This is a genomic window from Sphingomonas hominis, from assembly GCF_013328205.1.
GTDB lineage: Bacteria > Pseudomonadota > Alphaproteobacteria > Sphingomonadales > Sphingomonadaceae > Sphingomonas > Sphingomonas hominis.
Window position 1 is genome coordinate 753,335 of record NZ_JABULH010000001.1, and the last position, 25,626, is coordinate 778,960.

At 66.1% G+C, this 25,626-nt stretch carries 23 protein-coding genes; 14 read left to right on the top strand and 9 right to left on the bottom strand.

The genetic code is table 11. The features are described 5' to 3' along the window. The first annotated feature begins 117 nt into the window (after nucleotides 1–117). Nucleotides 118–1,419 carry an MFS transporter gene (locus HRV97_RS03825; RefSeq protein WP_174192320.1) on the top strand — a complete coding sequence of 434 codons (1,302 nt, stop codon included), beginning with the start codon at nucleotides 118–120 and terminating at the stop codon, nucleotides 1,417–1,419. Between the two features lie 84 nt (nucleotides 1,420–1,503). Then, nucleotides 1,504–2,343 (top strand): AraC family transcriptional regulator, encoded by an 840-nt coding sequence (locus tag HRV97_RS03830; protein ID WP_174192321.1) that lies wholly within the window; start codon nucleotides 1,504–1,506, stop codon nucleotides 2,341–2,343. A 19-nt stretch (nucleotides 2,344–2,362) separates the two neighbouring features. Here HRV97_RS03830 and HRV97_RS03835 read toward each other — a convergent pair whose 3' ends face one another. Then, a complete protein-coding gene (locus HRV97_RS03835; RefSeq protein ID WP_174192322.1) occupies nucleotides 2,363–3,592 on the bottom strand; it encodes a TetR/AcrR family transcriptional regulator in 1,230 nt (409 codons plus the stop codon). Nucleotides 3,593–3,747: 155 nt separating this feature from the next. On the opposite strand from HRV97_RS03835, the gene HRV97_RS03840 reads away from it, so the two are divergent. The 6 genes from HRV97_RS03840 (at nucleotide 3,748) to HRV97_RS03865 (ending at nucleotide 10,040) form a co-directional block, all read left to right on the top strand. Next, nucleotides 3,748–5,055, top strand: a complete 1,308-nt coding sequence (locus HRV97_RS03840) for an acyl-CoA dehydrogenase family protein (RefSeq protein ID WP_174192323.1) — start codon at nucleotides 3,748–3,750, stop codon at nucleotides 5,053–5,055. Nucleotides 5,056–5,142: 87 nt separating this feature from the next. Further along, nucleotides 5,143–6,231: a Zn-dependent alcohol dehydrogenase gene (locus HRV97_RS03845; RefSeq protein ID WP_174192324.1), complete on the top strand. Its 1,089-nt coding sequence runs from the start codon at nucleotides 5,143–5,145 to the stop codon at nucleotides 6,229–6,231. Continuing rightward, complete coding sequence (locus tag HRV97_RS03850) at nucleotides 6,228–7,277, top strand: phosphotransferase family protein (RefSeq protein WP_174192325.1); 1,050 nt, start codon at nucleotides 6,228–6,230, stop codon at nucleotides 7,275–7,277. The genes HRV97_RS03845 and HRV97_RS03850 overlap by 4 nt, the downstream gene beginning before the upstream one ends. 19 nt (nucleotides 7,278–7,296) lie before the next feature. Further along, nucleotides 7,297–8,061, top strand: coding sequence for an SDR family NAD(P)-dependent oxidoreductase (locus HRV97_RS03855; RefSeq protein WP_174192326.1), 765 nt, complete (start codon nucleotides 7,297–7,299; stop codon nucleotides 8,059–8,061). A 35-nt stretch (nucleotides 8,062–8,096) separates the two neighbouring features. Continuing rightward, nucleotides 8,097–8,912 carry an SDR family NAD(P)-dependent oxidoreductase gene (locus HRV97_RS03860; RefSeq protein WP_174192327.1) on the top strand — a complete coding sequence of 272 codons (816 nt, stop codon included), beginning with the start codon at nucleotides 8,097–8,099 and terminating at the stop codon, nucleotides 8,910–8,912. A gap of 60 nt (nucleotides 8,913–8,972) precedes the next feature. Further along, on the top strand, nucleotides 8,973–10,040 hold the full coding sequence (locus HRV97_RS03865; RefSeq protein WP_174192328.1) for a catalase family protein: 1,068 nt from the start codon (nucleotides 8,973–8,975) through the stop codon (nucleotides 10,038–10,040). A gap of 459 nt (nucleotides 10,041–10,499) precedes the next feature. On the opposite strand, the gene leuA is transcribed toward HRV97_RS03865, so the two are convergent. Next, on the bottom strand, nucleotides 10,500–12,158 hold the full coding sequence (leuA, locus tag HRV97_RS03870; protein WP_174192329.1) for a 2-isopropylmalate synthase: 1,659 nt from the start codon (nucleotides 12,156–12,158) through the stop codon (nucleotides 10,500–10,502). A gap of 288 nt (nucleotides 12,159–12,446) precedes the next feature. Here leuA and HRV97_RS03875 point away from each other — a divergent pair, with 288 nt between their 5' ends. Beyond that, nucleotides 12,447–12,836, top strand: coding sequence for a BLUF domain-containing protein (locus HRV97_RS03875; protein WP_174192330.1), 390 nt, complete (start codon nucleotides 12,447–12,449; stop codon nucleotides 12,834–12,836). A 36-nt stretch (nucleotides 12,837–12,872) separates the two neighbouring features. Here HRV97_RS03875 and HRV97_RS03880 read toward each other — a convergent pair whose 3' ends face one another. From HRV97_RS03880 to miaA, 6 genes are all read right to left on the bottom strand, one after another. After that, nucleotides 12,873–13,493 carry a YceI family protein gene (locus tag HRV97_RS03880; RefSeq protein ID WP_174192331.1) on the bottom strand — a complete coding sequence of 207 codons (621 nt, stop codon included), beginning with the start codon at nucleotides 13,491–13,493 and terminating at the stop codon, nucleotides 12,873–12,875. A gap of 94 nt (nucleotides 13,494–13,587) precedes the next feature. Then, nucleotides 13,588–14,364, bottom strand: coding sequence for a hypothetical protein (locus HRV97_RS03885; protein WP_246248499.1), 777 nt, complete (start codon nucleotides 14,362–14,364; stop codon nucleotides 13,588–13,590). A 65-nt stretch (nucleotides 14,365–14,429) separates the two neighbouring features. After that, nucleotides 14,430–15,449, bottom strand: coding sequence for a ketol-acid reductoisomerase (ilvC, locus tag HRV97_RS03890; protein ID WP_174192332.1), 1,020 nt, complete (start codon nucleotides 15,447–15,449; stop codon nucleotides 14,430–14,432). 55 nt (nucleotides 15,450–15,504) lie between these two features. After that, nucleotides 15,505–16,020 carry an acetolactate synthase small subunit gene (gene ilvN, locus HRV97_RS03895; RefSeq protein WP_174192333.1) on the bottom strand — a complete coding sequence of 172 codons (516 nt, stop codon included), beginning with the start codon at nucleotides 16,018–16,020 and terminating at the stop codon, nucleotides 15,505–15,507. A 54-nt stretch (nucleotides 16,021–16,074) separates the two neighbouring features. After that, the gene (locus HRV97_RS03900; protein WP_174192334.1) at nucleotides 16,075–17,835 is read right to left on the bottom strand and encodes an acetolactate synthase 3 large subunit; all 1,761 of its coding nucleotides are present in this window, start codon (nucleotides 17,833–17,835) and stop codon (nucleotides 16,075–16,077) included. An 81-nt stretch (nucleotides 17,836–17,916) separates the two neighbouring features. Further along, the gene (gene miaA, locus HRV97_RS03905) at nucleotides 17,917–18,840 is read right to left on the bottom strand and encodes a tRNA (adenosine(37)-N6)-dimethylallyltransferase MiaA (protein ID WP_343044439.1); all 924 of its coding nucleotides are present in this window, start codon (nucleotides 18,838–18,840) and stop codon (nucleotides 17,917–17,919) included. Between miaA and serB the strand changes: the two genes are divergently transcribed. Further along, complete coding sequence (gene serB / locus HRV97_RS03910) at nucleotides 18,839–19,717, top strand: phosphoserine phosphatase SerB (RefSeq protein ID WP_174192335.1); 879 nt, start codon at nucleotides 18,839–18,841, stop codon at nucleotides 19,715–19,717. The two genes, miaA and serB, sit on opposite strands and share 2 nt — an antisense overlap. A 31-nt stretch (nucleotides 19,718–19,748) precedes the next feature. On the opposite strand, the gene HRV97_RS03915 is transcribed toward serB, so the two are convergent. Next, nucleotides 19,749–20,216: a GatB/YqeY domain-containing protein gene (locus tag HRV97_RS03915; RefSeq protein WP_174192336.1), complete on the bottom strand. Its 468-nt coding sequence runs from the start codon at nucleotides 20,214–20,216 to the stop codon at nucleotides 19,749–19,751. A gap of 144 nt (nucleotides 20,217–20,360) precedes the next feature. Between HRV97_RS03915 and carA the strand changes: the two genes are divergently transcribed. Genes carA through carB form a run of 4 tightly spaced genes read left to right on the top strand, consistent with a single transcriptional unit; the run spans nucleotide 20,361 to nucleotide 25,567 of the window. Further along, nucleotides 20,361–21,554 carry a glutamine-hydrolyzing carbamoyl-phosphate synthase small subunit gene (carA, locus tag HRV97_RS03920; protein ID WP_174192337.1) on the top strand — a complete coding sequence of 398 codons (1,194 nt, stop codon included), beginning with the start codon at nucleotides 20,361–20,363 and terminating at the stop codon, nucleotides 21,552–21,554. Nucleotides 21,555–21,604: 50 nt separating this feature from the next. Then, nucleotides 21,605–21,907, top strand: coding sequence for a hypothetical protein (locus tag HRV97_RS03925; RefSeq protein WP_174192338.1), 303 nt, complete (start codon nucleotides 21,605–21,607; stop codon nucleotides 21,905–21,907). Next, the gene (locus HRV97_RS03930; RefSeq protein ID WP_174192339.1) at nucleotides 21,894–22,202 is read left to right on the top strand and encodes a hypothetical protein; all 309 of its coding nucleotides are present in this window, start codon (nucleotides 21,894–21,896) and stop codon (nucleotides 22,200–22,202) included. Before HRV97_RS03925 ends, HRV97_RS03930 begins: the two co-directional genes overlap by 14 nt. Further along, entirely contained in the window at nucleotides 22,202–25,567 is a 3,366-nt protein-coding gene (gene carB, locus HRV97_RS03935) for a carbamoyl-phosphate synthase large subunit (RefSeq protein WP_174192340.1), read from the top strand. The genes HRV97_RS03930 and carB overlap by 1 nt, the downstream gene beginning before the upstream one ends. The last annotated feature ends 59 nt before the right edge of the window (nucleotides 25,568–25,626 follow it).

Sequence of the window (25,626 nt, forward strand, 5' to 3'; positions counted from 1 at the left end):
AAGGCCGTGTCGTTTCGCGCCAAACTATTGTGACGCAACGTTTCGGCGCGATAAAGCGACTGGCTTACCATCGCCGCAGCCGCTAGCCTCCGGCAAAGATAACAGGAGAGCAGTTCGGTGAAACTGGACCGTCCCGAGATCGCCGACACGCTGGCGCTCAAGCGCCGCGGCTGGACGCTCGCGCTGCTGACGCTAACCTATTTCTTCAGCTTCATGGACCGGCAGATCCTCGCGATCCTGTTGGAAGCGATCAAGGCCGACCTGAAGCTGTCCGACACGCAATTGGGGCTGCTCTCCGGCCTGGTCTTCGCCATATTCTACGCGACGCTCGGCATTCCGATCGCGCGTCTGGCCGACCGGACCAGCCGCAAGCGGATCATCGCGATCAGCCTGGCGGTGTGGAGCGCGATGACCGCGCTGTCGGGCTTCGCGCAGAATTTCACGCAATTGATGCTGGCGCGTATCGGCGTGGGCGTGGGCGAGGCGGGGGCGGGGCCGCCCAGCCACTCGATCATCGCCGACCTTTACCCGCCGGAGAAGCGCGCGTCGGCGATGGCGATCTACTCGCTCGGCGTGTTGCTGGGCGGCGGGCTCGGCATGATGATCGGTGGCTTCGTCGCGCACGCGTACAATTGGCGCGTCGCGATGATGGTGGTCGGCCTGCCAGGCGTGGTGCTCGCGATTATCGTGTGGCTGTTCATGGCCGAGCCGCGCCGCGGCTTGTCCGACGCGCAACGTGCGATGGATGCGCCCGCCGCCATGCCGTCGCTGGGCGACGGAATCGCCGCGATGTGGCGCGATCCCGTGGCGCTGTATCTCGTTGCCGCGGTCACGATTACCTCGCTGGTCGGCTACGCGCTGACCGGCTGGGGGCCGAGCTACATGCAGCGCTCGCTCGGCTTCTCCATGCTGGAAGTGTCGAAATACGTCGCGCTGCCTGCCGCATTGATCGGCTCGACCTCCGCGCTGCTCGGCGGTGCCGCCGCCGATCGCGCCGCCAAGCGCTACGGGCTTCACGCGCAGAGTTGGGTGGTGGCGGTGTTCAAGGTCGTCGCCTTCCCCTTCGCCGTCGGCTTCTACTTCGTCGACGATCCCCGCTTCGCGCTCGCCAGCTATTTCATCGCCGCCTTGTTCGCGGGTGCCTATCTCGGACCGACCTTTGCGCTGATCCAGCATCTCGCGCCGATCCGGTTGCGCGCGGTCTGGGCTGCGCTGACGCTGCTCGTCATCAACCTGATTGGTCTCGGGCTCGGGCCGTTCCTGGTCGGCAAGCTGAGCGACCACCTGCAACCGAGCTACGGCACGCAGTCGCTCCGCTGGGCGATGCTGTGTGTCGCACTGCTCACCCCGCTCGCGATCTTCGCTTACTGGCGCGCGGGCGTCGTGATGCGGCGACGCGACGCCACCGCAACTTTGTAACCAAAGTGGCCGTTTATTCGTGGTTTCCTTAATGTAGGAAAGGGTGGTAACGAGCGCGTTCATCACTGCTGGGGGGCGGGGGCGATGAGCGAAGCAGTTTCACCGGTACAATATTGGCAGCCGAGCGCCGCGCTGGCGCCCTACGTCACAGGATATCATTCCTTCCACGCGGCGCTGCCGCCGGGGCTGACGCTCAAGGACGTGTTCCTGCCGAGCTGGCCCTCGATCCGGGTGTCGTTGCACGAGAGCCCGCCTTGGTCGCTGCGCATGGGGCCGCGCACCTTCGACCCGATGCCAGAGGTGGCGTTCATCGGCCCGACCAGTTGCGCGGGTTACCTGTCGACGCAGGGCGGAACGATGGTGGGCGTCGGGATCAAGCCGCTCGGCTGGGCGCAATTGTTCGGCGGCGATATCTCGAAACACGCCAATCGCGTCATTCCCTTGTCGCACCTCGACTTGGGTGCCGATCAATTGCACGACGCGCTGAATGCCGCCGACACGCCAGAGCAGGCGTTTACCCGCTGGCTCGAGGCGCGGCTGCATCGCCGACCGCCCGCCGATCCGCGGATCGCGCAATTGTTCGCGATACTCGAACAGGGGGAGGAGACGCGGATCGACGTGATCGCCGAGATGCTCGGCATGAACCCGCGCGCCCTGGCGACGATGACGCGGTTGAGCTTCGGTTTCACGCCCAAGCTGCTGCTGCGCCGCACTCGGTTCACGCGCGCGCTCAATGCGTTGCTCGCCACACCGGACCAGGGTGCCAGCGTGCTCGAAGCGACCGGCTATTACGATCGCTCGCACCTGCTGCGCGACAGCCACCTGTTCCTCGGCTGCTCGGTGCGCGAATTCACGCGTCGCCGCGGCCCGCTCAACCAAATCGCGTTGCGCGTGCGCGAGAAGGTGCTCGGTCAGCCGGTCTGAGGAAGCCGAACCGCACCCGTTACAGCGCGCGGTCGTCGAACATCCCGAACATCAGCGTGGAGGCGTAGAGCGCGGCGGCGCGCTCGCGCGGCATCGACCACGCCCATTTGCGCATGTCGAACGCGGCGTTGAGCAGCGCCATCATCGCCTGCGCCGCGATCAGGCTGTCGACCGCGCGGATCGTGCCTTCGGCCACGCCGTCGCTGATCGTGCCGGCGAAGCGCCGCGCGATCCGGTTCGATCGCTCGACCATCGCCGCGCGCGTCTCGGTCGGCAAACCGCTCAGCGCGGTGGTGCGCAGTAGCGGGCCGTGCTCGGAGAATTGCACGTCGAGCAGCGTCGCCACGGTGTCGCACAACCGCTGCCACTGTGTGCCGCCGCGCTCGTCGGCTTGGCGCTGCGCCGCCGCAATCGTGTCGAAACTGCGCCGATAGCAGGCGGCGACCAGATCGTCCTTGGCGTCGAGGTGATGATAGAAGCTGCCCTTGGTGACGTTCAGCTCCGACGCGATCCGCTGCACGCTCGCCCCGCGATAGCCGAGTTCGTTGATCAACCGCGTCGCCGCCAGCAGGAACGCCTCGCGCCCGGGTACCGGATCGTCGTGGCCCAGCGCGATCGGGTGCGGCGACCACGCCGCGGCCGGTCCGGCGACGCCGTGGCGGAACAGGTCGATCAACCGCTCGCACGCGCGCGGCCATTGGTCGACGTCGTAGCGCGGCAGCCACACCGGCATCCAGAACGTGTTCTCCAGCAGCACGTGCGCGCGCGCGCTGGCGAGATCGGTCCGCGCGCGGTTGGTGGCCGGACCCCAGAGCAGCCGCGTGCGGCGGAACACCTCGCGCCACCCCGCCATCAGCTTGGTGCGCACCGGGTCCTCGGTCGCGCGCAGGTCGGACAGGACGGCGAACTGCTTTTCCTCGCCGCGCTCAATGCGCGCGAGCCGTTCCATGTTGAGCCGGAGGTAGGTCGCGACGCGCTCGGCCGGCGTGTCGGCCAGCATCGCCTCGTCCAGCATCCGCAGCAGGTAATCGAGCGTATACTCGAACGCGGCGGCGGCCAGATCCTCCTTGCGTTTGAAATAATAGGTGACGCTGGTCGTGTTGAGCCCGACGCGACGCGCCACGTCGGCGAAGGTCATGCCCTTCGCGCTTTGCTCGTTGATCGCCTCGGCGGCGGCGGCCAGGATCGCGTCGCGCTTCTCGCGAAAACGCCGCGTGCTGGTGGTATCGTCTACTCGGGTGTCCCCCATCGCCGGACTGTAGCAAAAGCTTTTCGAAGAAACAGTCCCTTTGTGCGGGCGTCCGCCGTCAACTCGTCGCAGCGATAAACGGCGCAATCAGGCGCTTTACCGAATAACCGGTATGGCCTAGACCCGCGTCAAACGGATCAAGGCGGAGGGACGAGATGGATTTCACCCTGAGCGAGCGCGAGACCTATTTTCGCGACCGCGTGAAGGCGTTCATCGACGCCGAGATCGCACCGCGCAATCACGAATATCACGAGCAGTCGCACACCGGCGACCGCTGGAAAGTCATTCCGGTGATCGAAGAGGTCAAGCAGAAGGCCAAGGCCGCGGGCCTGTGGAATTTCTTCATGCCGCCGCATTCGGGCCAGCATCACGTCGACGAGACGTTCGAGTTCGAGGGCACGCAGCTCACCAACCTCGAATATGCGCTCTGCGCCGAGGAGATGGGCAAGATCGGCTGGGCGAGCGAGTGCTTCAACTGCTCGGCGCCCGACACCGGCAACATGGAGGTGCTCCACCGCTACGGTACGCTGGAGCAGAAGGAGCGCTGGCTGCGCCCGCTGATGAACGGCGAGATCCGCTCGGTCTTTCTGATGACCGAGCCGCAGGTCGCCTCGTCCGACGCCACCAACATCGAGACGCGGATCGAGCGTGACGGCGATCACTACGTCATCAACGGGCGCAAATGGTGGTCGTCGGGCGTCGGCGATCCACGCTGCAAGATCGGCATATTGATGGGCAAGACGAGCTTCGAGGGCTCGCGTCACCAGCAACAGAGCCAGGTGCTCGTGCCGATGGACACGCCCGGCGTCGAGATCAGGCGCATGCTCTCGGTTTACGGCTACGATCACGCGCCGCACGGCCACGGCGAGGTCGTGTTTACCGATGTTCGCGTGCCAGTCGAGAACGTGATCCTGGGTGAGGGCCGCGGGTTCGAGATCGCGCAGGGGCGGCTCGGGCCGGGCCGCATCCACCATTGCATGCGCACGATCGGTGTCGCCGAAACGGGGATCGAGGCAATGGCCAAGCGCCTCGTCAGCCGCGTCGCCTTCGGCAAGCGGATCGCCGATCATAGCGTGTGGGAGGAGCGGATCGCGCGCGCGCGGATCGACATCGAGATGACGCGGCTGCTTTGCCTCAAGGCTGCCGACACGATGGACAAGGCGGGCAACAAGGCGGCGCAGCTCGATATTGCGATGATCAAGGTGCAGGCGCCCAGCATGGCGCTCAAAATCCTCGACGACGCGGTGCAGGCGCACGGTGGTGCCGGCGTCTCGGACGATTTCGGCCTTGCGCACGCCTGGGCGAGCCAGCGCACCTTGCGCCTCGCCGACGGTCCCGACGAGGTCCACGCCCGCTCGATCGCGCGGAACGAGTTCGGCAAATATGCCGAGTGGAAGATCGATCGCCCGTCGAACGATCGTGGCACCGTCGTCACCAGCGGCGACATCGGCGTCAGCCGCTGACCGTCATGCCTCGCGCCGGGCGCGGCGCGGGGCACCTGTTCGCTGCCGGCCAGATGCCGGGGCACGTCATGAGGTGAGGGTGGGGTCATGAAAGCCGCCGTTCTGTTCGAAACCAAGTCGCCGCTCCAGATCGAGGACGTCGACGTCGCCAAGCCTCGCGCGCACGAGGTGCTGATCCGCACGCTCGCTTGCGGCGTCTGCCGTTCCGACCTCCACTTCGTCGACGGCGCCTATCCGCACCCGCTCCCCGCCATCCCAGGCCACGAGGCGGCGGGCGTAGTCGAGGCGGTCGGCGACGAAGTCCGCACGGTGAAGCCCGGCGACCACGTCGTCACCTGCCTGTCGGCCTTCTGCGGCCATTGCGAATTCTGCATCACCGGGCGCATGTACCTGTGCGTCTCGGGCGAAACACGCCGCTCGTCACGCGACGAGCCGCGGCTGCGGCTCGCGAGTGGCGGCAGCGTGCAGCAGATGCTCAACCTGTCTGCCTATGCCGAGATGATGCTGGTGCACGAGCACGCCTGCGTGTCGATCGACCGCGACATGCCGCTCGATCGCGCCGCGCTGATCGGCTGCGCGGTGACGACCGGCGCGGGCGCGGTGTTCAACACTACCGACGTGTCGCCGGGCGAGACGGTGTGCGTCGTCGGCTGCGGTGGCATTGGGCTCGCCGCGGTCAACGCCGCCAAGATCGCAGGCGCGGCCAAGATCATCGCGCTCGATCCCGTGCCGGAGAAACGCGCCGTCGCCGAGAAGCTCGGCGCGACGCACAGCTTCGATCCGATGAGCGACACTGCCGTGGCCGAGGTGGTCGAGCTGACCAAGGGCGGCGTCCACCACGCGATCGAGGCGGTCGGCCGCCCGCAATCCGCCGCGACGACCGTCGGCGTGCTGCGTCGCGGTGGCACCGCGACGATCCTGGGCATGATGCCGCTCAGCGAGAAGGTCGGCCTGTCGGCGATGGACCTGCTGTCGGGCAAGCGGCTCCAAGGCGGGATCATGGGCTATAACCGGTTTCCGGTCGACATTCCGCGATTGGTCGACTTCTACATGCGCGGGCAGCTCGACCTCGACACGATCATCGCCGATCGCCTGCCGCTCAGCCAGATCAACCGCGCCTTCGACGAGCTGCGCAAGGGCGACACCACCCGCAGCGTGATTGTGTTCGATCAATGAGCGAGCTGCAGACCGACATCGCCGAGCGCGACCGGCTCGACACCGACCGGCTGTCCGCGTGGATGCGCGCGCACGTGCCCGGTTTCGACGGGCCGCTCAGCTACGCCAAGTTCTCGGGCGGTCAGTCGAACCCGACCTACAAGCTGACGACGCCGGGTGCGAACTACGTGCTGCGCCGCAAGCCAATGGGTGACCTGTTGCCCAGCGCGCACCAGGTCGACCGCGAGCACCGCGTCATGGCCGCGCTTCACCCCACCGGCTTCCCCGTGCCGCGCCAATACGGGCTATGCGAGGACGCGGGCGTGATCGGCTCGGCCTTCTACGTGATGGAGATGGTCGAGGGGCGAACGATCTGGGACGGCGGCATGCCCGGCCTCACGCCCGACCAGCGCCGCGACCATTATCACGCAATGATCGACACGCTCGCCGATCTCCACAACACCGATTACCAAGCCACTGGCCTCGGCGACTTCGGTCGCCCCGGCAATTATTTCGAGCGCCAGGTCGGCCGCTGGACCAAGCAATATCGCGGTGCCGAGACCGAGCACATGCCAGCGATGGAAACGCTGATCGAGTTCCTGCCGCGCACCTTGCCCGAGCAGACGCGCACCTCGATCGTCCACGGCGACTACCGCGTCGACAACATGAAGTTCGCGCCCGGCACCGATCCGCGCGTGGTCGCGGTGCTCGACTGGGAATTGTGCACGCTCGGCGACCCGACCGCCGACCTGACCTATTTTCTGATGAGCTGGGTGACCGAGCCCGAGGGGCGCTCGGGCGTGCAGGGGCTGACCGGGCCCGAGACGGGCATCCCGACGCTGGAGGAGATGGTCGAGCGCTATTGCGCGCGCACCGGTCGCGATGGCTTGCCGCAGCTTGACTGGTATTTCGCCTTCAACCTCTTTCGCCTCGCCAGCATCGTGCAGGGCATCAAGAAGCGCTTCCTGATCGGCACCGCCTCCAACGCCCGCGCCGAGGAGACGAGCGCGCGCGTGCCGATGCTCGCCGACGCGGCGCTGATGTTTGCCCGCCGCGCTGGCGCCTGACCACTAATAGGGGACGAGAATGTCGCTGTTCGATCTGACCGGCAAGGTCGTGCTCATCACCGGTTCCTCGCGCGGGATCGGCAAGGCCTCCGCGATCGCCTGCGCCGAGCAGGGTGCCAAGGTGGTCATCTCCAGCCGCAAGCAGGACGCGTGCGACGCCGCGGCGGGCGAGATCAACGCGCGCTTCGGCGAGGGCACCGCGATCGCGGTCGCGGCCAACATCTCCGACAAGCAGGGCCTGCAGCATCTGGTCGACGAGACGCGGCGTGCATTCGGCCGCATCGACGTGCTGGTCTGCAACGCCGCCTCCAATCCTTATTACGGTCCGCAGGCCGGCATCGCCGACGATCAGTTCCGCAAGATCCTCGACAACAACATCATCTCTAACCATTGGCTGATCAACATGGTGGTGCCCGAGATGAAGGAGCGGCGTGACGGCTCGGTCGTCATCGTCTCCTCGATCGGTGGCCTGCGTGGCTCCACGGTGATCGGTGCTTATTGCATCAGCAAGGCCGCTGACATGCAGCTCGCGCGCAACCTCGCGCACGAATACGGCCGCCACAACATTCGCGTGAACTGCATCGCGCCCGGCCTGATCAAGACCGACTTCGCCAAGGCATTGTGGGACGACGAGGCGGCGGTCGCCGAGCGCAACGCCACCACGCCGCTGCGCCGCATCGGCGAGCCCGAGGAGATCGCCGGCGCGGTCGTCTATCTCGCCAGCAAGGCGAGCGCGTTCATGACCGGGCAGACGATGGTGATCGACGGCGGCGTCACGATCTGAGTCGGGCTGGAAGCAGGGCAGGGAAGGACAACGACATGGCACGCTTCACCGATAAATCGATCATCGTCACCGGCGCTGGCTCTGGTATCGGCCGCGCCGCGGCAACATTGTTCGCCGTCGAGGGCGCGCGCGTGGTCGTCGCCGACGTGAGCGAGGGCGCTGACGCCACCGCACAGATGATCCGCGACGCCGGCGGCACCGCGGAGGCAATCCGCATGGACGCGGGTAACGAGGACGACGTGATCCGCACCGTCGCGCTCGCTTGCGACAAGCATGGCGGGCTCGACGTGATGTTCGCCAACGCGGGCATCTCCGGCGGCATGGCCAATATCTTCGACACCGACGTGTCGCTCATCACCGAAGTGCTGCGCGTCAATCTGATCGGGCCATACCTGGCGGTGAAGCACGCCGCGCCGAAGATCGCGGAGCGTGCCGCACAGACGGGCAGAGGCGGAGCGATCATCCTGACCGCCAGCGTCGCGGGCATCCGCTCGGGCGCGGGCTCTCCCGCCTACTCCGCGTCCAAGGCGGGCGTCATCAACCTGGCGATGGTGTCGGCGCAGCAGCTCTCGGGCGCGAACGTCCGCGTCAACGCGATCTGCCCCGGGTTGACCGAGACGGGCATGACCAAGCCGACGTTCGATTACGCGCGGGATGCAGGCAAGACCGATCGCCTCGGCCGTCTCAATCCCCTGCGCCGCGGTGCGCAGCCCGAGGAACTCGCCAAGGTCGCGTTGTTCCTCGCCAGTGATGACGCCAGTTACGTCAACGGGCAGGCGATCGCGGTCGACGGCGGGCTGTCGTCGAGCCATCCGGTCACCAAGCAGGAATATGGCCGCACCGCGGTGTGACATCGGAACGGCTGCGCAACCAGCGGGTTAACATGGGTGAAGAACAAAGGGGCTTCACCTATGACCGATCCGATCCGCTATTCGTCCGACCTCGAAGACGTGCAGCCCGACGAGGGCGAGACGGTCGAGCAGCTCAACGAGCAGTTCGACATCATCCTCAAGACCACGCATGAGGATTACGGCCACGCCGTCCGCTCGGTCCATGCCAAGGCGCACGCGATCGTCGAGGGGACGCTGACGATCCACCCCGACCTGCCGCCCGAACTCGCGCAAGGGTTGTTCGCGACGTCCGGCGAGCATCCAGTGTTCATGCGCTTCTCGACCAATCCGGGCGATATCCTGAGCGACGCGATCTCGCTGCCACGCGGGCTCGCGATCAAGGTGATGAATGTCGACGGCGCGCGGCTGCCCGGCGCGGAGGGGCGCACGCAGGACTTCGTGATGGTCAACGGACCCGTGTTCCAGGCGAAGACGGCGGAGAAGTTCCTCGGTAACCTCAAACTGCTCGCACGCACCACAGACAAGGCCGAGGGCGCGAAGATCGCGCTGTCCGCGGTGCTGCGCGGCGTCAACGCGGCGCTGACTGCGGTGGGCGTGGAGAGCGCGGCGGTCCGGTCGATGGGCGGGGCGCCCAACGTCGATCCGATCGGCGAGACCTATTACAGCGCGGTGCCGTTCCGCTACGGCGATTACGTCGCCAAATTCTCGCTCGTGCCGGTCTCGCCTGGCCTGAAGGAGCGCACGGGGGCGATCATCGACGCGTCGGGCCGTCCCAACGCGATCCGCGAGACGCTACAGCAGGAGCTGCGGGATATCGCTGGTGAATGGGAATTCCGCGTCCAACTCCAGCGCGACACTGACAAACAGCCGATCGAGGACCCGACGGTCGAGTGGAAGGAGCAGGACGCGCCCGCGATCACCGTCGCAACGATCCGCACCAAGCCGCAGGACAGCTGGAACGACGCGCGCGTTCAGCGCGTGAACGACGAATTGCGGTTCAGCGTCTGGACCGGCCTCGCCGCGCACCAGCCGCTCGGCAACATCAATCGCTCGCGCCGCGACGTGTACAAGCACAGCGCCAACTTCCGCGCCCGCGCCAACGGCTGCCCGATCCACGAACCCGCGTGAGTGGCGGGGCACCTCAACGCTCGATCACCCTCCCACCGTCATCCCGGACTCGATCCGGGACCCCTTCTGCCTTACCGCTGGAGAACTCCGAAGCTCAGAAAGGCACAATGCGGGGTTCCGCTCGCGCGCAATGCCTAGCGGCACCTCTTGCACTCTAGCGATCAAGCTCTCCGTTTGAGACCGCAACCGCCCCGCCGCCCTTACCGCTGTCCTACATGCCCGCATCATGTCTTGGCTCACCCGGGACCAGCAGGCGAGAGCGCAATGACAGGCGAAGTGGAGGCAAAGTGGAAAAACGTTGGTGAACCTCCACTTCCTCCACTTCGCTCGCCCGGCTGCGTGTCACGCGTTCTCAGCACGCAAATGCAAGCCTCGACGATTACACGTTTTCCGCTACCCTCGGGCTCAATGACAAGCCGACCATCGCACACCCGTCACTTCACTTCGACTCATACCGAATCATGCCCGGTTGGCCGCCGACAGCACCGCGCGTACGCTCGCGGTCGCGATGTCGGTGTCGATGCCTACACCCCAGACCACGCGGCCATCCGCCGTCCGGCATTCCAGATACGCTGCCGCCTGCGCACCCGCGCCGTGGCCGATCGCATGCTCGGCATAGTCGATCACGTCGAGGTCCGGGCCAGTGGTCTCAGCCAGCGCCGCAACGACGCCCGAGATGAGGCCGTTGCCACGACCCGAGATCGACCGTTCCTCACCGTCAACCGCGACGCGACCGACGAACAACCGATCGCCTACCGCACCCGTTTCCTCATAGTCGCGCAGCACGAAACGGTCCTGCTCGCCCGGCAGGTAGGTCGCCTCGAACCGCTCCCAGATGTCAGCCGCGTTCAGCTCGCGGCTCGTCTCGTCCGCCATCGCCTGCACATGCCGGCTGAAATCCGCTTGCAGCCGCTTGGGCAGCCGCAACCCTTTGTCCTGCTCGATCACCCAGGCGACGCCGCCCTTGCCCGATTGCGAGTTGACGCGGATCACCGCCTCGTAACTGCGCCCGAGGTCGGCGGGGTCGATCGGCAGGTACGGCACTTCCCACAATCCGTCATTCCGCGCCGCCTGCGCCGCGAAGCCCTTCTTGATCGCATCCTGGTGCGAGCCCGAAAAGGCGGTGAACACCAGATCCCCGGCGTAGGGCGTGCGCGGGTGGACGGGCAGGTTGGTGCAATAATCAATCGTCTTCACGACGCCATCGATGTCCGACAGGTCGAGCCCCGGGTCGACGCCTTGCGTGTACATGTTGAGCGCGACCGTCACGAGGTCGCAATTGCCTGTCCGTTCGCCATTGCCGAGCAGACAGCCCTCGACCCGGTCGGCACCAGCCATCATCCCCAGCTCGGCCGCCGCGACGCCGGTGCCGCGATCATTGTGGGTGTGGAGCGAGATCACCACCGCGTCGCGGTTCGGGATATGCCGCGCGAACCACTCGATCTGGTCGGCGTAGACGTTGGGGGTCGCGCACTCGACCGTCGCAGGCAGGTTGAAGATGATTGGACGCTCGGGCGTGGGGCGCAGCACGTCCATGACGCCAGCGCAGACCTCGACCGAGAAATCGAGCTCGGCGGTGGAGAATGTCTCGGGGCTATACTCGAACTGCCAGTCGGTGCCGGGGCGCTTCGCCGCTTCGTCGCGCAGGATCTTCGCGCCCTCGATTGCGATTCCGCGCACCTCGTCGCGCGACATGCCGAACACGATCCGCCGCCACGCCGGGCTGACCGCATTGTAGAGGTGGACGATCGCGGTGCGCGCGCCCTCCAGACTGCGGAAGCTCGTTTCGATCAGGTCTCGGCGCGACTGGGTCAGCACCTGCAACGTCACGTCGTCGGGCACACGTCCGGAGCGCACCAGGCCAGAGATGAAGTCGAACTCTGTCGCACCCGCGCTGGGAAAGCCGACCTCAATCTCCTTCAACCCCACCTTCACCAACAGGTCGAAGAAGCGCGTCTTCTTCTCCGCGTCCATCGGATCGATCAGCGCTTGGTTGCCGTCGCGCAGGTCGGTCGACAGCCAGCGCGGCGCGCGGGTGATCGTCTTGCTCGGCCAGGTGCGGTCGGGAATGTCGATGGCGGGGAAGGGGCGGTATTTGGTCGATGGATCGCGCAGCATGGCTCAGCTCTCTGCTTGGGGAGTGTCGGCTAGGCCCTCAGGCGCGGGGTGCGCGAGCGACGCGCACAAGTCGAGGTCGCGCCTAAGGGCGCGTAAGTCGAAGAAGGCGCCTAGCCGAGATCATCGTGCGTCGTTCTGCCGCGCATGCGCCGCGCTGTCCACCCCGCATGTAGCGCGCTTCGGTTCACGAAAACGACGTTGCTGCTCGGGCAATCTACTTAACCTGGATGCAAGCATTCACCCTTGCCTAACTTCTCGGGTCTAGGCCGTCGGCAAGGAGCCTTTGCCATGCTGCAACTCGTCTATATTTCGTCGGTCGCGAGAGCCGCCGACCTCGCCAGCATCCTCGCGGTGTCGCGGATCAACAACCGTCGCGACGGGATCAGCGGGCTGCTCTACTCCGACGGCGTGCGCTTTCTCCAGGCGCTGGAGGGGCCGACGCTCGCGGTCGAGACCGCCTACGCGCGGATCAAGCAGGACCCACGACACAATGCGCTCGTCATCCTGTCGCGACGCGAGGTCGCCACGCGCGAGTTCGGCGACTGGGCGATGGCTGAACGACGCGTTGGTGAGGAGGGCGACCAATTCTGCGCGCGCATCGATCGGCTGCTCGCGAACACCGGACCCAACGTCCGCGCGACCTTCGACAGCTTCATCAAGCTGCGTCGCGCGGCGTGAGAGACACGGGCGGCCTACGCCCCCCGCGCCGACCAATCAGGCGGTGAAGGCCGCGTGGATCGTCAGGTTGACCGTGTCCGACACGACCGGCGCGTAGGCACCGACGCCGAAGTCGCTGCGCTTGATCTGCCCCTTGGCGGTGAAGCCGAGGTTAAGCTTCTTGCTCATCGGATTGTCGCCGGCGCCGACGAAGGTGACGTCGAGCGTCACCGGCTTGGTCTGGTCCTTGATCGTCAGATTGCCGGTCATCGTCGCACTGTTCGCGCCCTTAGGTACGATACGGGTCGAGACGAAGCGCGCAGTCGGATATTGCGCAGCGTTGAAGAAGTCGGCCGACTTGAGATGCTTGGCGAAGCCCGCTGAAGTCACCGATAGATCGTCGACGTTGAACGAGATGTCGACCTTGGTTGCGGCGGGCTTCTTCGGATCGATCGTGATCGAACCGCCGCTCGCGCCGAACTGCCCTTCGAGTATCGAGAAGCCCATGTGGTTGACCTGCCAGCTGACCTGCGTGTGCGCGGGGTCGACCTGATAGGTGCCGGCGGGGACACGCGAGGCGATCGGCTGTCCGGGCTGCTGCGGCGTGGTCGCGATCTGCGCGAGCGCGGGGACGGACATGAGCGCCAATGTGGCGGCGGCGAGATGACGGATGCGCATGGTTGAGGAAGACTCCCTGTTGATCGGGTGATCCAACCACAGCCGCGCGATCAAGGGAATATGTCGCGCCCGAAACGGTCGGTTTCGCTCGCCCTCAGTCGTCGTCGAGCTCTTTCGAGCCCTGCGGCAGAATGTCGTATCTGATCCGAACCCACACGCCGAGCATCGGCTGGCCGCCTTTGCGTGGCGGGCGAATCAGGAACTGCCACGCCGCCTGACGCACCGCGCCGGCGATGCGCGAGCCCGGCGTCTCACCCAACTCGCGGCAATCCTCGACGTGGTAGCGCGCGATCGTGCGGCACGCGACCACGCCCCAGCCGAGCTTGCCGGCGGGCAGGTAGGTCGACATCTCCGCGCGGGTCGGCTTGCGATACCATTCGGCGGCGTACATCGGCTCGCCACCCGGACCCGTGCCGATGCTCGGATCGCCGCCCGCTTCGCCCGCCGAGGCGGTCTGCGTGCCGTCGCCCGTTCCCGCGGTGCCCTTAATCTTGCCGATGTTCGAGGCGGCATAGTCCGATTGGCTCAGCATGATGACGCCGGGCAGATGAAGCGTGACCGGCGGCGGCGGCACGACCGGCGCTTCGCGCGGCTCTGTCACCGGACGCGGCTCCGGCGTGGCAGCGGTCGGTGAAGCCGCGCGCGTGCGCTGCACCGATCGCTTGCTCGTCTCTGAAGATCCAAGTGGGGTCACGTTGAAGGTCGACAGCCGCCGCCCGTCGCCCGGTTCATGTCGCTGGTAACCACCCATCCCGAGCAGCGCGAGAATGATCGCCGCCGCGATGCCGAGCGCCATCGCCCAGGACGCCGCGCGTCCGCCGCGCGAGGCGCGCGCGTCGTACGACAATGACCGGTACGACGCCGCACTCATGACGAGCCGCCCCTACGCGCACGTACGCGCCGCGGCAACCGGGCCGGGGCGCGTTTTCGTGACCGTCAGTTCCTGGCCTTGTCGACCAGCTTGTTGGCACCGATCCACGGCATCATCGCGCGCAGCTCTGCACCAACCTTCTCGATCGGGTGCGCGGCCGCGGCCTTGCGCGCGGCCTTGAGCTCGGGCTGCCCCGCACGGTTATCGAGCACGAAGTTCTTGACGAAGCGGCCCGCCTGAATGTCGGCTAGCACGCGCTTCATCTCTGCCTTGGTCTCGTCGGTGATGATGCGCGGACCCGTCGTGATGTCGCCATACTCGGCGGTGTTCGAAATCGAGTAGCGCATGTTGGCGATCCCGCCCTCGTACAGCAGGTCGACGATCAGCTTGGTTTCGTGCAGGCACTCGAAATAGGCCATCTCGGGCGCGTAGCCCGCCTCGACCAGCGTCTCGAACCCCGCCTGGATCAGGTGGGTAATGCCGCCGCACAGCACCGCCTGCTCGCCGAACAGGTCGGTCTCGCATTCTTCCTTGAAGTTCGTCTCGATGATGCCCGAGCGTCCGCCGCCGACCGCGCTGGCGTAGGCGAGTGCGAGATCATGCGCGTTGCCGCTCGCGTCCTGCTCGACCGCGATCAGGCACGGCACGCCGCCGCCGCGGACATATTCGGAGCGCACGGTGTGGCCCGGGCCCTTCGGCGCGATCATGATGACGTCGATGTTGGCGGGTGCCTCGATCAGCCCGAAATGCACGTTCAGCCCGTGCGCGAACGCAATCGCCGAGCCCGCGCGCATGTTGCCCTTCAGATCGTTCTCCCAGATGCCGGCCTGATGCTCGTCGGGCGCGAGGATCATGACGAGGTCGGCCCAGGCCGCGGCCTCCTTGTTGCTCATCACGGTGAAGCCGGCGTCCTCGGCCTTCTTCGCAGTCGACGAGCCCTCGCGCAGTGCGATCGCGACATCCTTGACACCCGAATCGCGCAGGTTCTGCGCGTGCGCGTGGCCCTGGCTGCCGTAGCCGACAATCGCGATCTTCTTGCCCGTGACGAGGTTCAGGTCGGCGTCCTGGTCGTAATAGACACGCATGGTAAGCTCCCTTTGATCGTGGAAAGCAGCGCCGGATCGAGGCGCCGCGAAAGTGTCAGGCGGCGTCCTTACCGCGTGAGATCGCGACCACCCCGGTGCGCGCCACCTCGATCAGGCCAACCTCCGCCATCAGCTCGACGAACTTGTCGATCTTCTCGATGCCGCCTGTGACCTCGAACACGAACGACGAGGTGGTCGCGTCGACGACGCGCGCGCGGTAGACGTCGGCGAGGCGCAATGCCTCGATCCGGTGGTCGCCGGTGCCGCGTACCTTGACCAGCGCCAATTCGCGCTCGACGTGCGGGCCCTCGGCGGTCAGGTCGTGGACGCGGTGGACCGGCACCAGCCGGTCGAGCTGCGCGACGATCTGTTCCAGCGTCGCCGGGGACGCGCTGGTGACGATCGTGATGCGGCTGACCGCCTTGTCGGCCGTCACCTCGCTAACGGTCAGGCTCTCGATATTGTAGCCGCGCGCGGTGAACAGCCCGGCGATGCGCGCCAGGATGCCGGGTTCGTTGTCGACGATGACCGCCAGCGTGTGCCGCTCGGCCTTTTCCTCACGAATATGCATGATGGTCCTTCTGCGCGCCCGGCCAGGGCGGAGGCAATCGTTGAGGGCAGGAAATCAGACGAGCGCGCGTGCCTCGTCGTCCATCGTGCCCGATACCTCGTTCGCCTGCAGGATCATGTCGGTGTGCGCCGCGCCCGAGGGAATCATCGGGAAGCAATTGGCGAGCTTCGCCACGCGGCAGTCGACCATCACCGGCCCGTCATAGGCGAGCATGTCGGCGATCCCGGCGTCGAGCTGATCGGGGCGTTCGATACGGATACCCTTCCAGCCATAGGCTTCCGCCAACCGCACGAAGTCGGGCAGCGAATCGGAATAGCTCTCCGAGTAGCGGCTCTCGTAGGTCAGCTCCTGCCACTGGCGCACCATCCCCATATATTCGTTGTTGAGGATGAAGACCTTGATGGGCAGCCGGTACTGCGTCGCGGTGGCGAGCTCCTGAATGTTCATCTGGATCGATGCCTCGCCCGCGATGTCGATGACGAGCGCGTTGGGGTTGCCCAGTTGTGCGCCGATCGCAGCGGGCAGGCCGTAACCCATTGTGCCGAGCCCGCCGCTGGTCAGCCACTTGTTGGGTAACTCAAACCCGAAATATTGCGCCGCCCACATCTGATGCTGGCCGACCTCGGTGGTGATGATCGGCTGGCGCTGGTGCGTCGCCTCCCATAACGCCCGCACCGCGCGCTGCGGCATGATCTCACCGTGGAAGCCGTTCGGCTCGTCTTCGGGAAAGGCGAGGCAATCCTTCGCGCGCCACTCGGCAATTCGTGCCCACCACGCCGACAGATCGGGCTTGGCGTATTGCCGCGATTTCCACACGCGGATCATGTCCTCCATCGCGCGCCCGGCGTCGGCGACGATGGGCAGATCGATCCGCACCGTCTTGTTGATGCTCGACCGGTCGATGTCGACGTGGATCTTGCGGCTGTTGGGCGCGAAGGCGTCGAGCCGACCCGTAACCCGGTCGTCGAATCGCGCGCCGATGTTCACGATCAGGTCGGCCTGGTTCATCGCCCAGTTCGCCTCGAACGTGCCGTGCATCCCGAGCATCCCCAGGAACTGCGGCGACGAGGCGGGATATGCACCCAGCCCCATCAGCGTCGAGGTGACCGGCGCACCGGTGATCCGCGCCAACTCGACCAGCAACTGCGCCGCCGCTGGCCCTGAGTTGATGACGCCGCCGCCGGTGTAGAGCACCGGTCGTTCGGCCGCTGCCATCATGTCGACCGCCTGCTCGATCGCCGTCCGGTCAGCCTTGAGCGCGGGGCGATAGGTCTTGTGCTGGATCGGGCCGGGCTTGCTGTACGCCGCGGTCGCGACCTGCACGTCCTTGGGGATGTCGATCACGACCGGACCCGGCCGCCCCGAAGTGGCGATGTGGAACGCCTCGTGGATCGTCGCGCCCAGGATCGCGGGGTCCTTCACCAGGTAATTGTGCTTGGTGCAGTGGCGCGTGATGCCAACGGTGTCGGCCTCCTGGAATGCGTCCGATCCGATCAGGTGCGTCGGGACCTGACCGGTGATGACGACCATCGGAATCGAGTCGAGCATCGCGTCGGTGATGCCGGTGATCGCGTTCGTGGCGCCCGGTCCGGAGGTGACGAGCACGACACCGGGTTTGCCGGTCGAGCGCGCATAGCCTTCCGCCGCGTGCGTCGCGGCCTGTTCGTGGCGGACGAGGATGTGCTTAATCTTCTGCGAACGAAAGAGCGCGTCGTAGATCGGCAGAACCGCGCCACCGGGATAGCCGAACACGACCTCCACGCCGAGATCGACCAGCGCCTCGACCAGGATGTCCGCTCCGCTTCGCTCAACCACAACTCAACTCCCGTGCTGGTGCGGGACGCAGCCCGCTGAGTGGCGGCGCGCTAGGCTATGTAAAGTTGCGCGTCAACCAGACTACATGAAATAAAATTGCGGATGAGGCATGCTGATGCGGCGCCATTTGGGTGGCGGCTGGTTACGAAACCAAGTGTATTGGCGCTTGGCGTACTGTCGCGTAGCAAGCTGCGCGCGTGTGATGGCGTCGTTGCGGCTGATCGTGCCCGCCAGCATGGCGGCAATCTCGGGCACCCCGATCGCGCGCCGAACGGGGGCGTCGACAGACACGTCGTCGCGGGTCAGCAGGGCGGCGACTTCCTCCACCGCTCCTTCCTCGAACATCGCCTCCAGCCGGCGATCGCAGCGGGCGAACAGGTCCTCGCGGTCGGGCAGCAGCACTGCGGCCGAGAGCGCAACACGGTCGCCGATCCCGCCGGCGCGCTGCTCCTGCCAATGCGTCAAGGGCTTGCCCGTCGAGCGCACCACCTCCAGCGCGCGCGCCACTCGTATCGTGTCCGCGGGCGCGAGCCGAGCGGCAGCGGCCGGGTCCTCGCGTATGAGCGCCGCGTGCGCGTCGGCCACCGGTAGCACGCGTACCGCGGCGCGGATGTCCGCGTCGATGTCGGGCACCGGCGCGATGCCGTCGAGGAGCGTGCGCAGGTATAGCCCCGTTCCGCCGACCAGCACCGGAACGCCGCCTTGCGCATGCACCGCGTCGATCGCCTTTGCCGCATCGCTGGCCCAGCGTGCGGCCGAGCATGCCTCCGCCCCGTCGACGTAGCCGAATAGCCGGTGCGGCACGCGCGCCTCGTCTTGGATCGAGGGTCGCGCGCTCAGCACGCACAGGTCGCGGTAGACCTGACTCGCGTCGGCGTTGATCACGGTACCGCCGATCGCCTCCGCCAGCTCGATCGCCAGCGCGCTCTTGCCGCTCGCGGTCGGCCCTGCGATGAGCGCGACACTCGGGTGCGGACTTGGGCGCAGATTAGGGGGCGACACGATGTTCACGGCAACGCTGATAGCAGCGGGGCGGCTGACCCCCAACACGCTGGCGGACGCGCGCGAGCGGTTGGCGGCGGCGGACTGCACGCCGATGACGCTCGCCTGGATCGACGAGGGGGACGCGGCTGACCTTACCTTTGGTTCGTCGCCCGACGCTGCCCGCGAAGCGCTGGAGAACGCGTTCCACCGCATCGACGTGGTCGTGCAGCCGGCCGAGGGTCGTGCCAAGCAACTGCTCGTCGCCGACATGGACTCGACCATGATCACGGTCGAGTGCATCGACGAGCTCGCCGATTATGCCGGGCTCAAGCCGCAGATCGCTGATATCACCGAGCGCGCGATGCGTGGCGAGCTCGATTTCGAGGCGGCGCTGGACGCGCGCGTCGCGTTGCTGCGCGGGTTGGACGAGGCGGCGATCGACCGCTGCCGTGCCGAGCGGGTCACGCTGATGCCCGGCGCGCGGGCGCTGGTGCGAACAATACGTGCGCGAGGGGGCATGGCGGTGCTGGTGTCGGGCGGTTTCACCCGCTTCGCCGAGCCGGTCGCCGCCGAGATCGGCTTCGATCGCGCCATCGCCAATGTGCTGGAGATCGCGGACGGCCACCTGACTGGCACCGTCGCGCGCCCGATCGTCGGCGCCGCGACCAAGAAGGCGACGCTGCTCGAGTATCGCGCCGCGCTCGACCTTCCCGACACCGCGACGCTCGCGGTCGGCGACGGCGCCAACGACCTGTCGATGATCGAAGTCGCCGGGCTGGGCGTCGCCTACCACGCCAAGCCGATCGTCGCGGCGGCGGCGATTGCGCGGATCGACCACAACGATCTGACCGCATTGTTGTGGGCACAGGGCATCCCCCGAGCCGAATGGGTCGACTGAGCGGACGCGCTCGCGCCCGCCCGAGCACGCATCATCCCGCCAGCGCCGCCTTCACCAGCCCGCTTGCCTTGCTCATGTCGAGGTTGGCGGCGTGGCGCGCCTTCAGCTCGGCCATCACGCGGCCCATGTCCTTCATGCCGCCCGCGCCCAGCTCGGCCTTGATCGTCTCGATTGCCGCGCGCGTCTCGTCCTCGCTCATCTGCTGCGGCAGGAAGCGCTCGATCACCGCGACCTCGGCCTCTTCGCTCGCCGCCAGCTCCTCGCGCCCGCCCTTGCGGTACATGTCGATCGACTCGCGGCGCTGCTTCACCATCTTCTGCAGCACCTCGACCACCAATGCATCGTCGCCGGGGGTGCCAGGTTCGGGCGCGTTGCCGGTGCGCGCCTCGATGTCGCGGTTCTTCACCGCCGCCTGGATGAGGCCGATTGCGGCGCGGGCTTCCTTGTCGCCCGACTTCATGGCGGCGATCTGGGCTTGCTTGATGTCGTCTCTGATCATGCACTCGCGATAGCGCGCGACGGCTCGCTAGGCGAGGGGGTTGGAGACGGCAGGCACGCGCGATCGGTTGACGAACGGGGGCGGTGGCACTAGCGGGCGGGGCTTAGCGACATCGCAGACTTTGACCAGGAGTGCCCGCCGATCATGGCCGACGCCAAGCCTTCGCACGCGCCAAAACCAGACGGCGCCACCGGCGTCCTCGTGCTCGCCTCGGGTGAGGTCGTCTGGGGTCGCGGCTTCGGCGCGGAAGGGCAGGCGGTGGGCGAGGTGTGCTTCCACACCGCCATGACGGGCTATCAGGAGATCATGACCGATCCGTCGTTCGCGGGGCAGATCATCACCTTCACCTTTCCGCACATCGGCAACGTCGGCGCCAATCCTGACGACATCGAGGCCGACGCACCGCACGCGCTAGGCATGATCGTGCGCGAGGACGTGACCGCGCCGTCGAACTTCCGCGCGGTCGAGAACTTGGACGGCTGGATGCGCCGCCACGCGCGCATCGGCCTGTCGGGCATCGACACGCGCGCGCTGACCAGGCGCATCCGCGCCGGCGGCGCGCCCAACGGCGTCGTCGCGCATTCGGCCGCGGGCCAGTTCGACCTCGACGCGCTGCTCGACATGGCGCGTGCGTGGCCGGGGCTGGAGGGGATGGACCTCGCCAAGACGGTCTCGACCGAGACGCATTACGCCTGGGGTCAGACGCGTGAGGGCGGGCCGTGGCGGCTCGGCTTCGGCTATGGCGCGCAGGGCGACGATGAGCGCCCGCACGTCGTCGCGATCGATTACGGCAGCAAACACAACATCTTCCGCAACCTCGTCCATGCTGGCGCAAAGGTCAGCGTGCTACCCGCGACCGCCACGTTCGAGCAGGTAATGGCGCTGCAACCCGACGGCATCTTCCTGTCGAACGGCCCCGGTGACCCCGCCGCGACCGGTGAATATGCGGTGCCGGTGATCCGGCAGTTGCTCGACACGCAGCTGCCGCTGTTCGGCATTTGCCTCGGCCACCAATTGCTCGCGCTCGCGGTCGGCGCGCGCACGACCAAGATGTTCCAGGGCCACCGCGGCGCCAACCACCCGGTCAAGCGCGTCGGCCCTGACGGCACTACCGAGCAGGTCGAGATCACCAGCATGAACCACGGCTTCGCGGTCGAACGCGACAGCCTCCCCGCCAACGCGCGCGAGACGCACGTGTCGCTGTTCGACGGCAGCAACGCGGGGCTGGAGCTGACCGATCGCCCGGCGTTCTCGGTACAGTACCACCCGGAGGCGAGCCCGGGGCCGCAGGATAGTCTCTATTTGTTCGAGCGGTTTGTAGGGATTATTGGGAAATGAGCTTGCCGCCTTGGTCACCTAAGCTTGACCCTTTCCCAAAGAAAAACATCATGACTCCGATCGGTGCCTTGGCACTTGGCGTCTTCGTTACTGCCATCGCAGGCGCGGTACATGTCTGGCCATCTGGCTTGAGTTGGGCGTTATTCATAGTTGCTAGCATTGTATTGGCTGTCGCCCTCTGGGCATATGTCTACTTTGCGATCACGGCTCCGGATCGGTTGCAAACTGAGGATTATAGAATTCAGAAAGAGGTGGTGGCGCGTCTGCCGGATACGATCATCATTGATCCTCTGAAGCTGCCGCCATCAGATGCGAAGCTTGTCACCCATGTTCGAGAGAATGAAGATGAGTGATCCGCAACTCTACTCTATGACCGTCATGTGGAATGGTATCGAGGATGTTCAGCAGCAGCTGCTAGCGTTTATTGATGAGAGTAAGAAAATACAATCTTGGAATAAGCCGTTTGACGGGCTGTTCCTAATCGCATCGTCTTCATCATCAGAAGAAATTGCGCAATCGATATTCAAGTTTCTGCAAGGTGTATCTCCATTTATCATTAGTAAGCTTGAGCTAGGACAAAACTTTGGAACTTTGCCGGAGCAATCATGGCAGTGGTTCAAAGAGCAAGGGTTCAAAAAAGAGTCATAATGCCTAAACGCACCGACATCTCCACCATCCTCGTCATCGGCGCCGGGCCGATCGTCATCGGTCAGGCGTGCGAGTTCGATTATTCGGGCACGCAGGCGATCAAGGCGCTGCGCGAGGAGGGCTATCGCATCGTCTTGGTCAATTCGAACCCGGCGACGATCATGACCGATCCCGATCTGGTCGGCAGCGACGGTGCGACCTACGTCGAGCCGATCACGCCCGAAGTCGTCGCGCGCATCATCGAGAAGGAGCGCCCCGACGCGGTGCTGCCGACGATGGGCGGGCAGACCGCGCTCAACACCGCGCTCGCGCTGTTCCGCGACGGCACGTTCGAGAAGTTCGGCGTGCAGATGATCGGTGCTGACGCCGACGCGATCGACAAGGCCGAGGATCGGCTGAAATTCCGCGACGCAATGGACAAGATCGGGCTGGAAAGCGCGCGCTCGGCGATCGCGCATACCGAGGCCGAGGCGCTCGCGGGGCTGGAAAAGGTTGGCTTGCCCGCAATCATCCGCCCTAGCTTCACGCTCGGCGGCACCGGCGGCGGCGTCGCCTACAACCGCGAGGAGTTCCTCGACATCGTCCGCAAGGGGCTCGACGCTTCACCGACGACCGAGGTGCTGATCGAGGAGTCGCTGCTCGGCTGGAAGGAATATGAGATGGAGGTGGTCCGCGACCGCGCGGACAATTGCATCATCATCTGCTCGATCGAGAACGTCGACCCGATGGGGGTGCACACCGGCGATTCGATCACGGTCGCGCCCGCGCTGACGCTGACCGACAAGGAATATCAGATCATGCGCAACGCGAGCATCGCGGTGCTGCGCGAGATCGGGGTGGAAACGGGCGGCTCGAACGTCCAATTCGCGGTCAACCCGAAGGACGGCCGCCTGATCGTCATCGAGATGAACCCGCGCGTCTCGCGCTCGTCGGCGCTCGCGTCGAAGGCAACCGGCTTCCCGATCGCCAAGGTCGCGGCGAAGCTGGCGGTCGGCTACACGCTCGACGAGATCGAGAACGATATCACCGGCGCCACGCCCGCGTCGTTCGAGCCGACGATCGATTACGTCGTCACCAAGATCCCACGCTTCGCGTTCGAGAAGTTCAAGGGCGCGGAAGCCGTGCTGTCGACCGCGATGAAGTCGGTCGGCGAGGTGATGGCGATCGGGCGCAACATCCACGAATCGATGCAGAAGGCTTTGCGCGGGCTGGAGACGGGCCTGTCAGGGTTCAACCACGTCGATCGCCTGATCGGCGCGCCGCGTGCCGAGATCGAGGCGGCGCTCGCTGTCGCCTCGCCCGACCGGCTGCTGGTCGCCGCACAGGCGCTGCGTGAAGGCTTTACCGTCGCTGAGGTTCACGCGATCGCAAAGTACGATCCTTGGTTCCTCGAACGCATCGCCGAAATCGTCGCCGCCGAGGCCGAGGTGATGGAGAACGGCCTGCCGATCGACGCGGCCGGCATGCGCCGCCTGAAATCGATGGGGTTCAGCGACAAGCGGCTCGCCTGGCTCGCGCTGCAATCGGCCAATCTGCGCGGCATGAGCCGCGGCATCGCGCGCGGCTCGGGGCTGATCCACGAGGCGGTCAAGGCGATGACCGGCGGCGTCACCGAGGATGAAGTGCGCGCGCACCGCGTCAAGCTCGGCGTGCGCCCTGTCTTCAAGCGTATCGACACCTGCGCGGCCGAGTTCGACGCGAAAACGCCCTACATGTACTCGACCTACGAGGCACCGTCGTTCGGCGAGCCCGAGAACGAGGCTCTGCCGTCGGATCGCCGCAAGATCGTCATCCTGGGCGGCGGACCCAACCGGATCGGGCAGGGGATCGAGTTCGATTACTGCTGCTGCCACGCCTGCTTCGCGCTGGCGGATGCGGGGTTCGAGACGATCATGGTCAATTGCAACCCGGAGACGGTGAGCACCGACTATGACACGTCTGACCGACTCTATTTCGAGCCGCTGACCGCCGAGGACGTGCTCGAAATCCTCCACGTCGAACAGTCACGCGGCGAACTCGTCGGCGTGATCGTCCAGTTCGGTGGGCAGACCCCGCTTAACCTCGCGCGCGCGCTGGAGGCGGCGGGTATCCCGATCCTCGGCACCGCGCCCGACGCGATCGACCTTGCCGAGGACCGCGAGCGCTTCGCCGCGCTCGTCAACAAGCTCAAGCTGTTGCAGCCATCGAACGGCATCGCGCGCAGCCGCGACGAGGCGATCGCAGTCGCGCACCGCATCGGGTATCCCGTGCTGATGCGCCCGAGCTACGTGCTCGGCGGCCGCGCGATGGAGATCGTCGACAGCGACCAGCAGCTCGACGATTACATCCAGACCGCGGTGCAGGTGTCGGGCGACTCGCCCGTCCTGATCGACCAGTATCTGCGCGACGCGGTCGAGGTGGACGTCGACGCGATCTGCGACGGCGATCAGGTGGTGGTCGCGGGCGTGCTCCAGCACATCGAGGAAGCCGGCGTCCACTCGGGTGACAGCGCCTGCTCGATCCCGCCTTACAGCCTGTCGGCGGAGATCATCGCCGAGATCGAGCGCCAGACCGAGGCGCTCGCGCGCGGGCTGAACGTGGTCGGCCTAATGAACATTCAGTTCGCGGTGAAGGACGGGCAGGTGTACCTCATCGAGGTCAATCCGCGCGCCAGCCGCACGGTGCCCTTCGTCGCCAAGGCGATCGGCGCGCCGATCGCGAAGATCGCCGCGCGGGTAATGGCGGGCGAGAAACTGCGAGACCTGCCGCCGATTAGTCGCAGCATCGACTATGTCGCGGTCAAGGAAGCGGTGTTCCCGTTCAATCGCTTCCCCGGCATCGATCCGGTGCTCAGCCCGGAGATGAAGTCGACGGGCGAGGTGATGGGGATCGACCGTGACTTCACCACCGCCTTTGCCAAGGCGCAGCTGGGTGCCGGCACCGTGCTGCCGAGCGCGGGCGCGGTGTTCGTCAGCGTCAAGGACAGCGACAAGCCGCTGATCGTTCCTGCCGCGCGCCAATTGGTCGATGCCGGCTTCACGATCGTCGCAACCACGGGGACGGCGGATTATCTGTCGCGTGCGGGCATACCGATCGAGTTGGTCAACAAGGTCGCGCAAGGTCGCCCGCACATCGTCGACCGGATCAAGGACGGCGGCATCGCGTTGATCTTCAACACGACGGAAGGGTGGCAAAGCCTGAAGGACTCGCAGCCGATCCGTGCCAGCGCGGTTAACGGTCGTATTCCGTATTTCACCACCGCATCGGCCAGCATCGAGGCAGCCAAGGCGATCGCGGCTAAGGCCGCGGCGGGTGCAACGACGCCGGGAAGCGGCGCGCTTGAAGTGCGCCCGCTGCAATCCTATTATTCGCAATCGCACAACTGAACCTCGGACATATAGTTTGATCGTGCGTGCGGCCTCGCAGGGGAGGCCGCTCGGGGGCG